We start from the raw sequence: 12,029 nt of genomic DNA, 5'->3' as shown, positions 1-12,029 counted from the left end.
CTCACTGCACCCCGTGCCATTCCGGGCCTGCGAATCGTGATGGACCGCCGGCGATCAGCTCGGGTTCGTAGTCCTCGTCCCGGCAGATCTCGTACTTTCCCTGTTCGGAGAAATCGCTGGACCGGTGCACCACCGCGAGTTTGGGTGGCAGTCGATGCATCGAGGCGCGCGCTGCCGACAAATCCATATGGTAGGCAGCGGTATTGGGAAACACCATCAGATCCCCGGGGCGCGGCCGCTGCGGAAACCACACCTTGTGATTGGTGACCAGATCGCGTTCCAGGCACAGCCGCCCCGCCACGAACACTCCGACCGGATCGTCCTGTGCGCGCACCACACCGGGCAGCAGCAGCGGATCCACCATCACCTCCTGATCGGCGGGGGTGACGGTATCGCGGCTGATATCCACATTGACCAGCACGCTGCCGTCGGCGGTCTCTTTCACGAATTCCACCCGGGCCAGGGTGATTCCGGCGTGGTCGACCAGCGCCTTACCCGGCTCCAGCCACACCTCGAGCAGATTCTCGGCCGCGATCTGCGCGAAACTGCGCCCGCCGTGCCCATCCAATTCGGCCGCGAGCAGATCGGCGAGCATCCGATCGGCGGGCACCGTATTGGCATATTTGTGGAATACCGGGGTGCCGTGCACCGCGCCGCCCTCGAGCTGGAATCCGAAGGTATTGCCGCCCCACGTCATCGGTTCCCCGTGCCCGAGCAGCGATTCGCGCAGTGCGTGCACATACGCGTCGAACGCATCGGCGTCCTCGGTGAACACCTGCCGGAATCCGCCGCCGATATCGAGCACCGCCGGGGAGAGTCCGTACGCGTAGGCGCGTTCGGTCAGTTCCAGGCAGGCCTCGACCGCGCGCAATCGCTCACCGGGCTCCCCGGAATCGATATGAAAGGCGAAGCCGCGGAAATCGATCCGCCCGCGATGCGCCGCCAGTGCCGCCAGAATTTCCTCCGCCTGCCCCAGCGGCACCCCGAACCGGCTCACCGGCGTGCCCGCGAACCCCGACAGCCGCACCAGCACCGGCACATTGGCGTGCAGGCCCGCGAGCTCGGCCACCCGATGCAGCTCCCAGAGGTTGTCGATATTGATCGTGACACCGGTGGCGACGAGCTCGCGCAGGAACTCCTCACCCTTGGGCCCGGTCACCTCGATCCGCGCCGACCCGAATCCGGCCCCCATCGCTCCGGCCAGCTCCGCCTCCGACGCCACATCGATGCCGACCCCCGCCCGCTCGGCGGTCCGCACGAACGCCCGCGACTGATTCACCTTGTGCGCATAGCAGATCCGATATCCCGGCAACCCCTGCTCCAGCACCGCCCGCAACCGCGCCAGATTGTCCGCGAACACCTGCGGGAACACCAGATGCGCGGGCGACCCGAACCGCAGGAGCGCCTCCTCCGCCGCACCGGGCGCCTGCACGAAAGCGCGCACCAGCGGATGAATCTTCGCCGGCAGCCGCGGCGGAGCCCCAGCCGTCATACCGCGGATTCCGACGTCGCCGGGGCGGGCACATCGGTGGTCGGGTTGTAGCCGCCGTCGCGCAATGCTTCGAAGGCGCGATGGCGATTGCGCGGGCTGCGGAATTCGGCGGCGACGCGTTTGCTGATCAGGTCGATATCGTGCACGGCGATATCCATCGATTCCAGTACCCCGGTAATGGTGCGCACGCAGTGTTTGCAGTTCATATCGGGGACGTAGAACACCTGGTCCTCGGCGGTGAGTTCGCCGGTGGCCGTACCGGTGTCGGCGGGCGCCTCGGTGATGGTCAGGCGTTCGGCGATCGCGGTGAACACCTCGGTGAAGCGGTCCAGCACCACCGGCAGAATGCTGTAGTGCACGCCGTCGAGCTGATGCGGCATGGCGGCCAGGCAGGCCGGGCGGGTGCCGGGCGGCAGCAGCGCGTACTGGCGGGAGATCAGATCGAGCTCATCGTGATATTTGGCGATGGCGTCAGGCACGCTCAGGCCCTCGGAGACGGTGGCGCGGCGCATGATCCGGTGCGCGTCCTCGATGGTGGAGTCCTTCATCGAGCGCAGGATGGCGACGGTATCGGCGGAGTAGCGCACGGTGCCGTCGGGCTGGGTGCTCAGGGTGACCGCGATCATGCCGCGCCGATAGCTCGAGGCCTGCAGTTCCCAGTACCAGCGGGTGGCCACCGCCCCGTAGATCCCGGAATCGCGCATACCGGCGGCGAATTCGGCCGGGGTGCGATACGGCGTCCAGCGCGCCAGCAGCGCGTGCTGTGCCAGTGCCCGCCCGGCCGCCTCGATCCCGACCCGGAAGATGTCGAGGGGTTCGTGATCGGTGGTGGTGCCCTCGAGCACATCCCGATCGCGCTCACTCAAGCTCGAAATGCGGTGCGCCAGCCCGGTATCGGCGCCGAGCGCATGCCACAGCGTGAGCACCGCCTCCCGCATGGCAATCGGCACGATCGGCCCCAGCCCGCCGGAATGGAAATGCCCGGTATTGGGGATCCCGTCGCTGTCGGTCCAGGCGATGCGATGGGTGGCGCTGGTGACCTGATCGGCCCGGCACGGGCGCATGAACCGCTCCAGATACAGCCGCTGCGACAGGGTCAGATGCGATCCCGGCTCCGGACGCAGTGGCGCACAGGTGTATTCGATGCGCTGCGCCTGCGCCGACGCGGCACCGGCGAACAATCCGGGCCGGGCCAGCACGGCCAGCACCCGGGACGCAGCGCGCCGATCGTAGCGGGGTTCGTGGCCATTCGTGCTCATGCGACCTCCTCGGCAATCGTGGCTACACAGTCGGTGAAGCGGTCGATCTCGTCGAAGGTGTTGTAGATGTGGGTGCTCACCCGCACCGAATCCTCGTCCTCGGATTCGCCGGGCACACAGTGCGCGCCGGTGCGCACCAGGAACCCGAGTTCGCCGAGCACGAACCCCAAGTCGTTCGCGCCGATACCGTGCAGTGTGAAAGACACTATGCCGTAACCGGTTTCACAGGGGGCGTATGCGGGACCGGGCCGGAAATCCAGTCCCGGGACCGGGCGCAGCCCGGCGATGAGGCGCTGGGTCAGGGCACGATTGTGGGAGTGGATGGTGCCCAGGCCGATCTCGCCGAGCACCTCGAGGGCCGCGCCCAGGGCGAGGATGCCCGGAATATTGTGGGTGCCGCCCTCGAGCAGCCGCGGCATCGGCCCGGCGTGCAGGCCGCGATCATCGAGGGACACACCGGAATTGCCGCCGGGCAGGAACGGAGACAGCTCCGCGTGGCGCCGGCGGCGGCAGTACAGCACCCCGGTGCCCGGTGCTCCGAACATCTTGTGCGCGGCGAACACCGCGAAATCGGCGTCGAGCTCGTCCACCCGCACCGGCAGATGCCCGCCGCTCTGACTGCAGTCGAAACACAGCGCGATCGCCGGGTCGATGCGCCCGCGCAATTCCTCCAGCGTGCTCAGCGCGCCGAACACATGATGCAGATGCCCGACGGTGATGAGCCGGGTGCGCGGCCCCGCCTTCGCCAGGATGTCCTCGATATCGGCTTCACCGAGCGCGCTGATCCGGTACGGCACCAACCGGATCGTCCGCCCGAACCCGGCCAGGATCTGCCGCAGCTGCACCCACGGATACACATTCGAGGCGTGATCTCGTGGGCTGTAGAGGATTTCGTCGCCGTCGCGCAGATTCGCCAGCCCCCACGACAACGCGACCGCATTGAGCCCGGCGGTCGACCCGCCGGTGAAGACCACCTCGTCGGGATCGGCCCCGATGAATTCGGCCATACGCCCGCGCACCTGCTCGATCTCGCGGCTGAGCGTGGTCGCCCACGCATATCCGCCGCGCCCGGCATTGGCGGTCCGCGAACTCAGATACCCCTGCACGGCAGCGATGACCGCCTGCGGTTTCTGCGTGGTGGACGCCGAATCGAGGTATGTCTCAGTACTTTCGCGCAGTGCCGGGAACATGCGCGCGGACACCGCTTCCGGGGCGGGAACCGGCCCGGCGGTGGACGCAGGCGCACAAGACCGCACCGTGCCGCTCCCTCCGAGGAGTACGCGCTGGACGCCACCAACGATACGCACATTTTCCCAGCGGCTCGAAGGTTCTCGCGGGCAAGCCCTTTCGCCCCCACCGTCCCGTCACCGCGCGGAACGCACCCTCAGCGTTCGGGTCCACCCGGATTGCACAGCGCGTTCACGGTCTCCTGATAGCCGACCGCGGGCCGCCACGGCTCCAGATTCCAGCTCGGTTTGTTGGGTGCGACAATGCGCGCGAAATCCCAGTGGCACATGAACTGATCCCGCATACCGGGGGAGTCGGCGTCCGGGGCGTCGACGAGGATTTCCTGCCAGGCGCGTTCACCGGCGGTCGGGAAGGTGTCCTGGCGGCCGGCATCGGTGGGGTAGACCAGCAGACGGCGCCCGTCCTCGGCATCGGTCCATTCGGTGCGGTCGATGAGCGCCTGATCGGCGTAGGTGTCCACGGCGGGGATCTGGGCAGCGGACACGGCGATGGGATGGCCGGTGGCAGTGGTCGGCGCCGGCACTGCGGCGCCGGCTGGATGGGTCGAGGAGGTGCTCAGCGAACCGACGATGACAGGGGAGGATTCCTCGGCGGCACCGCAACCTCCCAGCACTACCGTCAGCGCGAGCAGGCCACCTGATAGTTTCCAGCGCTGCCGCATCGGCCTCGCCCCTTTCCGTTCCTCGTTCCCGCATCGGGCCCGGTCACCGGTGATCACTACCCGATCATGGATACATCACCGGCACTGAAACGTAACCGTCTCGCATTTGCCAGCGCTGGTGTATTGGCCCAGACGGACCCTACGATGTCACGCGCGGGCGGTTCTCGGAAGTGGGGGCCGCCCACACCGTGGGACCGGAAGTGGTTGCCGCACCCACTGTTGTGATCGAGTGGTACGGGTGCGGGCTGGACGACTGTAGGGGCAGGATGAACACACCGACAGTGAAATGTCTTGTCTGGGAGGTGGACAACTCCCTGTGGGACGGAGTGGTCTGCGATTCGACCGACGGCGCACTGCGCGCCGAGGCGGTGCGTGCGCTGCGCATTCTGCGGGAACGCGGAGTGATGCACGCGGTCGCCAGTCGTGGTGAATTCGCGTGGACGGTCGAACAGTTGCGTAAACACGGGCTGCACGACCGCTTCGCCGTCATCGAGGTCGGCTGGGGTCGCAAATCGGCGGCCATCACCCGTATTGCCGAGACCCTGGGCGTGAGCCTGGACCAGGTCGGTTATATCGACGCCGAACCACTCGAACGCAGCGAGGTCGCGCATGCGCTGCCGCAGGTGCGCTGCTATGCCGCGCGCCATGTGGATGTGCTTCCCGCGCTGCAGGAATTCCGGGCGCCCGTGGGTGCGGTGCCGCCGCCGACCTCCCCGATGGGGTTCGCGCACATTCACGCCCGCTGACTGTTGATCGGGCGCGGTCGGGCGCCGATCGCGGGCGGGGGCCGTGCACTGCCGGGTGGCAGTGCGAATTCCGGTGTCGGCTAATTGTGAGTGACCAGCCTCACTTTTGACGCTCGCAGTCAGTGAAAAGTGCTGGTTAACAGCCAATTTCGACTGCGCTGAGCCGCGTTCCGGGCGGAAAAATGTCTGAAATTGGTCGGTGCGTCCGGGGATACTGACGCCCGACCGATGAGTTGTGCGAGCCGGTCCCGTCTGATCTGGTGTGGCACCGGGACGCGGGAATGCGGTGACTCGGCATCGGGCCACACGTCCTACGCTCACGAACGCCCGGAGGTATCCGATGCACGCCGAAGTATCCACTCAGTCCACGGCGGGAGGCAGGACCCCCACCGTGATCCGGGTGCTGGTGCTCGCGACCTTCGTGGTGATTCTCAACGAAACCATCATGATCAACGCGATCCCGCGCCTCATGACCGATCTGCACGTCGGCGAACGCTCGGCGCAGTGGGTCTCCACCGCCTTCATGCTCACCATGGCCGCGGTCATTCCGACCACCGGGTGGTTCCTGCAGCGGGTCACCACCCGCCGCGCCTACTCCCTGGCCATGGGCATCTTCCTGTTCGGCACCGCGCTCTCCTCGGTCGCGCCGACCTTCTCGGTGCTGCTGCTCGGGCGCGTCATTCAGGCCTGCGGCACCGCGGTCATGATGCCGCTGCTGATGACCACGCTGATGACGGTGGTCCCCGAACAGGACCGCGGCCGGGTGATGGGCAATGTCACCCTGGCCATCTCGGTCGCCCCGGCCATGGGCCCGGTCATCTCCGGCCTGGTGCTGCAGATCGGTTCGTGGCGTTGGCTGTTCGTGCTGGTGCTGCCGATCGCGGCCGGTGTCACCTGGTTCGGCCTGCGGCACCTGGAGAATGTCGGCGAACCGCAGTCCGGTGCGATCGACGGATACAGCGTGGGCTTCGCGGCGCTCGGATTCGGTGGTCTGGTCTACGGGCTCAGCAAGATCGGCGGCGGCAATGACGCCGAGGCCATCGGTATCGTCGCCGCCGGCGCGGTCCTGATCGCGGTGTTCGCGGCGCGTCAGATTCGCCTGCAGCGCACCGGCAGTCCGCTGCTGGACCTGCGCGTGCTGCTGATCGGCACCTACACCAAGGCGCTGGTGCTGATGGCGGTCGCGTTCCTGGCCATGCTCGGATCGATGATGCTGCTGCCGCTGTACCTGCAGAACCTGCGCCATCTCAGCGCCCTGGAAACCGGTCTGCTGGTCATGCCCGGCGGTCTGGCCATGGGTCTGCTCGGCCCCACCATCGGCAAGCTCTTCGACCGCTTCGGCGGCCGCTGGCTGGTGATTCCCGGCTCGATCGGCATTACCGCCGCGCTGGCCGGCTTCACCCAGATCTCCCTGCACATGCCGTACTGGCAGCTGCTGGCCCTGCACATCCTGCTGATGGTCTCGCTGGCGGCGACCTTCACCCCGGTCTTCACCCTGGGCCTGGGCGCCCTGCCGCCGCACCTGTACTCGCACGGCAGCTCGATGCTCGGCACCCTGCAGCAGGTCTCCGCGGCCTTCGGTACGGCGCTGGTGATCACCGTGATGACCACCCGCGCCACCTCACTGGTGAACAGCGGCCACGATCCGATCTCCGCCCACCTGGACGGTATGCGCCTGGCCTTCGCGGTCTCCGCGGTCCTGGCCCTGGTGGTCATCGTCATGGCGATCCTGCTCCCGAGCCGCGCCGCCGCCTCCGCCCACGCGGAGGATCACCCCGCCACCGAGCCCGCGCTGAGCTGATCAGCAGGTCCGCAGGCAACGAAATTGCCCGCCCTGCCAATTGGCAGGGCGGGCAATCTTTTCGGTGGATGTCTGTTTCGGTGGATCTCGCCGTCAGGCGGATTCGCTCGTGCCGCTGCGGATCTCGACGATCGGCAGCAGCAGGGCCGCGGGTGCGCCGGCCGGGACCACGGGCTGGTTGGGGGCCACCGGCGCGATGCGCTCATAGGCGCTGCCCGGCTCCGGGCGGGTGTCGACCTCACCCTTGTTCGGCCACATGGCCGCCGCGCGCTCGGCCTGCGCGGTGATGGTCAGCGACGGGTTCACCCCGAGGTTGGCCGAGACCGCCGCCCCGTCGACCACACTGAGGGTCGGGTAGCCGTACACGCGGTGGTACGGGTCGATGACACCGCTGTCACGATCCGCGCCGATGACCGCGCCGCCGAGGAAGTGGGCGGTCAGCGGGATATTGAAGACCTCACCCCAGGAGCCGCCGGCCACGCCGCCGATCTTGTCGGCCACCGCGCGGGTGACCTCGTTGCCCGCGGGAATCCAGGTCGGATTCGGTTCGCCGTGGCCCTGTTTGGAGGTCAGGGAGCGGCCGAAGAGTCCGCGCTTGGTGTAGGTGGTGATGGAATTGTCGAGATTCTGCATGACCAGCGCGATGATGGTCCGCTCGCTCCAGTTCTTGACCGACATGAACTGCAGCAAGGTCAGCGGATGCCGCAGCACCGTCAGCAGGAAGCGCAGCCAGCGCGGAATGCGGCCGCCACCGTCGACCATGAGGGTCTGCAGCAGGCCCATCGAATTGGAACCCTTGCCGTAGCGCACCGGCTCGATATGGGTGTCGGGCGTGGGGTGAATCGAGGAGGTGATGGCCACGCCGCGCGTGAAATCGATGTCCGGGTTCACCTTCCGGGTGGCCGCGCCGACGATCGATTCGGAATTGGTGCGCGTCAGCACGCCCAGGCGCGCGGAAAGCTGTGGCAGCGTGCCCTTGTCGCGATTGGCGAACAGCAGCTTCTGGGTGCCGCGGGTGCCGGCGGCCAGTACCACGTGTGCGGCGGTGTAGGTCTTGGGCTGTTTGCGCACCCAGGCGCCGGTGCGCTCGGTCTCCACATCCCAGGTGCCGTCCGGCAGCGGCCGCACGGTGGCGACGGTGGTCATCGGAATGACCTGCGCCCCGGCCGTTTCCGCTAGGTATAGGTAGTTCTTGACCAGGGTGTTCTTGGCATTGTGGCGGCAGCCGGTCATGCACTCGCCGCATTCGATGCAGCCGGTGCGCTCGGGTCCCGCGCCGCCGAAGTACGGGTCGGCGACCTTCTTGCCCGGTTCACCGAAGAACACCCCGACCGGGGTCTGCACGAAGGTGTCCCCGACGCCCATATCCTCGGCGACCTGCTTGAACACCTCGTCGGCGGGCGTCATATGCGGATTGCGCACCACACCGAGCATCTTCTGCGCCTGCTCGTAGTACGGCATGAGCTCATCGCGCCAGTCGGTGATCTCCCGCCACTGCGCGTCCTCGAAGAACGGCGTCGGCGGCACATAGAGGGTGTTGGCGTAGTTCAGCGACCCGCCGCCGACACCCGCGCCCGCCAGAATGAGCACATCGCGCAGCGGATGAATGCGCTGGATGCCGTAGCACCCGAGCTTGGGCGCCCACAGGAATTTGCGCAGGTCCCAGCTGGTCTCGGGCAGCTCGTCATCGGCGTAGCGCTGACCGGCCTCGAGGACGCCGACGCGATAACCCTTCTCGACCAGGCGCAGCGCGGTCACGCTGCCGCCGAATCCGGATCCGACGATGAGCACATCGAAATCGGTCTCGCGTTGGGTCATCGCAAACTCCCTGGTCGTCGTCGACACGTGTGGCGGCGGTTACGGTAATGCGGACAGTTGCAACTGTCAACGTTACTGTCCGCGTCTTCTATGCTGACCCGGTGCCCCGATACAGCCGCGCGCAACTCGCCGAACTCAGCGGAGTGCCGGCGCGCACCATCCGCTACTACCAATCGCTGGATGTGCTGCCGAAAGCCGGGCGGGCCGGAAAAGAGGCCGTCTACACCGACGAACACCTGGACCGGCTCCGCGATATCGGCGCTATGCAGGCGCGGGGCCTGCGACTGGACGCCATTCGCGAGGTGTTCGCGACCGAAACGGCCGGCACCGACTGGCGCACGGTCTTCGGCCCGAGCCAGCCCGTGCCCGCGGAACCGGCGGTCGTGGTTTCCGATGAGCAACTCTCGGAACTGCTGGGCGATCGGCGGGCGGAAATTCTCGACGAACTGCGCGCCGCCCAATACCTCGAACCGTGCGAGGAAGGTTGGCGTATCCCGGATCAGCCGATGCTCAAGGGCGCGCTCATCCTCTACGACGTGGGCACCGACGTCACCCTCGCCGGCGCCCTGCGCAAACTCATCCGCGCCCGCATCGCCGACCTCGCCGACGAAATGGTCCGCACCTTCGCCGACGCCGCGGCGACCAGCTACGGCGGCGAAGGCATCGGCACCGACCTCACCCGCTTCCGCGACCGCTACCGCGCCGCGGCCTGGGAAGTGGGCGGCGCGACACTGGCTGACGAAATCGAGCGTGCCGTCAAGGAATTCGCGAGCGAACAGGACAGCTGACCTCGCCGAGGCGCCGCCATCCACGCACGGCCCGCTGTCCGAACCGGCGATACGTCGGTGCCTCGCTCTACCATCGGTATTCGTGACATCCCTTGCGAATCGGCCGAACTCCGCGGTCATCGTCGTCGATGTGCAGAACAGCGTCGTCGCCGACGTGTACGAGCGAGACGCCGTGGTGGCAGCGATCGGGCGCCTGGTCGGCAAGGCACGTTCCCTGCGGATTCCCGTTCTCTGGATCCAGGACATCGGCGAAGACCGTCTCCCCGGGACCGAACCGTGGCAGATCGTCCCGGAACTTGTTCCAGCCGATGATGAAGTGCGCCTGGACAAGCGCTACGGCGACAGCTTCGAGGACACCGATCTCGAGGCGGTCCTCGCGCGTCTCGGGATCGGCCGAGTGTTCGTGGCGGGCGCGCAATCGGACGCCTGTATCCGGTCGACCCTGCACGGCGCGTTCGTCCGCGGCTACGACACCGTCCTCGTCTCGGACGCGCACACCACCGAAGACCTCTCCGCGTGGGGCGCGCCGTCCCCTGACGCCGTCATTCGCCACACCAATCTCTACTGGCACCACACCACCGCGCCGGGCCGCACCGCGTCGGCCATCGCCACCGACGACATCGAATTCGCGAACTGACCATCGCGTGTCCGCACGGTCCCGGTCGTCAGCTGCGCAGATCGTGGATCAGCACATCGAATCTCGGTGCCTTGGGCCAGCTTTGACGCAGCACGCCGACCCGGTACCAGCCCCAGCGCAGGTACGTGTCGTACGCGCGGGGGTTACCGGGATGAACCAGCAGGGTGGCGCGGCTCTCGGGGCGGCTGTCGAGCAATTCGTTGTGCAGCGCCTGGGCGATGCCCTGCCCGGCCAGTTCGGAGTGCACCATGATCTCGCTCAAAGCGAAGGTCCGCGTGCCGTCCTCGACGATGAACTCGTCGATATCGTCCGAGTCGAGCATCAGGCCGCCCCACCACGCGGTATTGCGCTGCAGCGGCCACCCCCAGGCCTGGCCGCACGGTTGCTCGCCGCGGCGGGCGATGACGAGTTCGAATCCGGTGGGCCGGTTCGGGGCGGTGTACGCGTCGAACCGCTGCATGAAGGCCTGCGGTGATTCCACCGCCATACCGGAGTGGATCGCTTCGAGGTATGAGCCGCGGAAGATCGCTTCGACTTCCTCGCGGTGCTCCTGGGCCTGGATGGCGTCGAAATGCTCGAAGTGAAGTTGGTGAGTCGCTGACGTCAGGGGATCGGTGTCCATGATGTACTCCCACGCGCTGACGGGCAGTGCGGCCCTTGTCGAAACCGCAACGCTCGTACTCAAAAGCGTATTCCTTGTGCGCGTTTCCGGGGGACGAGATCGAAATATGCAGCGTCACACAACGATTCGGATACTTCCTGACGAAAACCCGGGTGCTCCGCGTGCTCATCGAGCACTCGGCGGGTGTGCCCGCGATCAACGCAGGATCGCCGCGGGTGTCGGTCCCGGTGGTCTGATGCCAGGATGGAACCAGTTCCAGGCCGGACAATCAGGGGGTTTTCATGAATGACGAATCCGAGCCGCGGCCCAAGGGCCTGGGCAAACGCGCCTGGGTGACCACGAAGCTGGTGCGGCGGGTGCTGCGCGGGCTGGCATGGTCGAACATCGTGCACGTCACCGTGATCGGACGAGAACTGGTGCCGAAGGACGGCGCGGTGATCGTGGCGAGCAATCACATCTCGATGCTGGACGCGGTATTCCTCTGGGGCGCGTTGCGACGGCGGGCCGTCGCCATCGCCATGGCGGAGCTGTGGTCGTGGCCGGTCGTCGGCTGGCTGGTGCGGCGGCTCGGGCAGATTCCGGTCCGGCGGCGCGACAGTGAGTCCGGGCAGGCCGCCCTCTCGCAGGCCGAGCAGATCCTGCGGTACGGGGGAGTGCTGATCATCTATCCGGAGGGACGGCTGGTCCCGGCCGGTGAACGCGAGCCGTACAAGCCCGGTGTGGCGAAACTGGCGCTGGCGACGGGCGTTCCGATCATTCCGGTGTGCACCGCCGGCACCGACCGGGTGCTGCCGATGCGGCGGGTGCGCGGCGACGGCCCGGCCTTCGACCGCCGCCAGCGGGTGACCATTCATTTCGGGGCGCCCATCGACCCCGCCGATTTCGACGATTCGGACAAACTGCTCGATCACCTGCGGCAGCGCATCGAGGACCTGCGCACCACCGAGTGAGTCCGCA

General features: G+C 67.3%; 11 protein-coding genes. 5 read left to right on the top strand and 6 right to left on the bottom strand.

Translation table 11 applies throughout. From position 1 onward, the window contains the following. Nucleotide 1: 1 nt before the first annotated feature. From ABZX86_RS29390 to ABZX86_RS29375, 4 genes are all read right to left on the bottom strand, one after another. Nucleotides 2-1,492: an alanine racemase gene (locus ABZX86_RS29390; RefSeq protein ID WP_355127904.1), complete on the bottom strand. Its 1,491-nt coding sequence runs from the start codon at nt 1,490-1,492 to the stop codon at nt 2-4. After that, a complete protein-coding gene (locus tag ABZX86_RS29385; RefSeq protein ID WP_355127903.1) occupies nt 1,489-2,751 on the bottom strand; it encodes a heavy-metal-associated domain-containing protein in 1,263 nt (420 codons plus the stop codon). Before ABZX86_RS29385 ends, ABZX86_RS29390 begins: the two co-directional genes overlap by 4 nt. After that, nucleotides 2,748-4,007, bottom strand: a complete 1,260-nt coding sequence (locus tag ABZX86_RS29380; protein ID WP_355127902.1) for an aminotransferase class V-fold PLP-dependent enzyme — start codon at nt 4,005-4,007, stop codon at nt 2,748-2,750. The genes ABZX86_RS29385 and ABZX86_RS29380 overlap by 4 nt, the downstream gene beginning before the upstream one ends. Nucleotides 4,008-4,135: 128 nt before the next feature. Next, a complete protein-coding gene (locus ABZX86_RS29375; protein WP_355127901.1) occupies nt 4,136-4,660 on the bottom strand; it encodes a DUF2599 domain-containing protein in 525 nt (174 codons plus the stop codon). Nucleotides 4,661-4,926: 266 nt separating this feature from the next. On the opposite strand from ABZX86_RS29375, the gene ABZX86_RS29370 reads away from it, so the two are divergent. After that, on the top strand, nt 4,927-5,406 hold the full coding sequence (locus ABZX86_RS29370) for a hypothetical protein (protein ID WP_327139116.1): 480 nt from the start codon (nt 4,927-4,929) through the stop codon (nt 5,404-5,406). Between the two features lie 340 nt (nt 5,407-5,746). Then, the gene (locus tag ABZX86_RS29365) at nt 5,747-7,207 is read left to right on the top strand and encodes an MDR family MFS transporter (RefSeq protein ID WP_355127900.1); all 1,461 of its coding nucleotides are present in this window, start codon (nt 5,747-5,749) and stop codon (nt 7,205-7,207) included. 93 nt (nt 7,208-7,300) lie between these two features. Here the strand turns inward: ABZX86_RS29365 and ABZX86_RS29360 are convergent, their stop codons facing one another. Continuing rightward, nucleotides 7,301-9,025: a GMC family oxidoreductase gene (locus tag ABZX86_RS29360; protein ID WP_355127899.1), complete on the bottom strand. Its 1,725-nt coding sequence runs from the start codon at nt 9,023-9,025 to the stop codon at nt 7,301-7,303. Nucleotides 9,026-9,126: 101 nt separating this feature from the next. Here ABZX86_RS29360 and ABZX86_RS29355 point away from each other — a divergent pair, with 101 nt between their 5' ends. Both ABZX86_RS29355 and ABZX86_RS29350 read left to right on the top strand, forming a co-directional pair. Continuing rightward, on the top strand, nt 9,127-9,813 hold the full coding sequence (locus ABZX86_RS29355) for a MerR family transcriptional regulator (protein ID WP_355127898.1): 687 nt from the start codon (nt 9,127-9,129) through the stop codon (nt 9,811-9,813). An 82-nt stretch (nt 9,814-9,895) separates the two neighbouring features. Beyond that, on the top strand, nt 9,896-10,450 hold the full coding sequence (locus ABZX86_RS29350) for an isochorismatase family protein (RefSeq protein ID WP_355127897.1): 555 nt from the start codon (nt 9,896-9,898) through the stop codon (nt 10,448-10,450). Between the two features lie 28 nt (nt 10,451-10,478). Here the strand turns inward: ABZX86_RS29350 and ABZX86_RS29345 are convergent, their stop codons facing one another. Further along, nucleotides 10,479-11,135: a GNAT family N-acetyltransferase gene (locus ABZX86_RS29345; protein WP_355127896.1), complete on the bottom strand. Its 657-nt coding sequence runs from the start codon at nt 11,133-11,135 to the stop codon at nt 10,479-10,481. A 218-nt stretch (nt 11,136-11,353) separates the two neighbouring features. Here ABZX86_RS29345 and ABZX86_RS29340 point away from each other — a divergent pair, with 218 nt between their 5' ends. Beyond that, nucleotides 11,354-12,022, top strand: coding sequence for a lysophospholipid acyltransferase family protein (locus tag ABZX86_RS29340; protein WP_355127895.1), 669 nt, complete (start codon nt 11,354-11,356; stop codon nt 12,020-12,022). Nucleotides 12,023-12,029: the final 7 nt, after the last annotated feature.

It is taken from the genome of Nocardia sp. NPDC006630 (assembly GCF_040611495.1).
GTDB lineage: Bacteria > Actinomycetota > Actinomycetes > Mycobacteriales > Mycobacteriaceae > Nocardia.
The sequence above is the reverse complement of the archived record's forward strand: the minus strand, read 5'-3'. Positions and strand labels throughout refer to the sequence as shown.

Coding starts and splice junctions, on each gene's coding strand:
- ABZX86_RS29340 (WP_355127895.1), top strand. CDS start 11,354: ATGAATGACGAATCCGAGCCGCGGCCCAAGGGCCTGGGCAAACGCGCC.
- ABZX86_RS29375 (WP_355127901.1), bottom strand. CDS start 4,660: ATGCGGCAGCGCTGGAAACTATCAGGTGGCCTGCTCGCGCTGACGGTA.
- ABZX86_RS29370 (WP_327139116.1), top strand. CDS start 4,927: ATGAACACACCGACAGTGAAATGTCTTGTCTGGGAGGTGGACAACTCC.
- ABZX86_RS29360 (WP_355127899.1), bottom strand. CDS start 9,025: ATGACCCAACGCGAGACCGATTTCGATGTGCTCATCGTCGGATCCGGA.
- ABZX86_RS29365 (WP_355127900.1), top strand. CDS start 5,747: ATGCACGCCGAAGTATCCACTCAGTCCACGGCGGGAGGCAGGACCCCC.
- ABZX86_RS29390 (WP_355127904.1), bottom strand. CDS start 1,492: ATGACGGCTGGGGCTCCGCCGCGGCTGCCGGCGAAGATTCATCCGCTG.
- ABZX86_RS29385 (WP_355127903.1), bottom strand. CDS start 2,751: ATGAGCACGAATGGCCACGAACCCCGCTACGATCGGCGCGCTGCGTCC.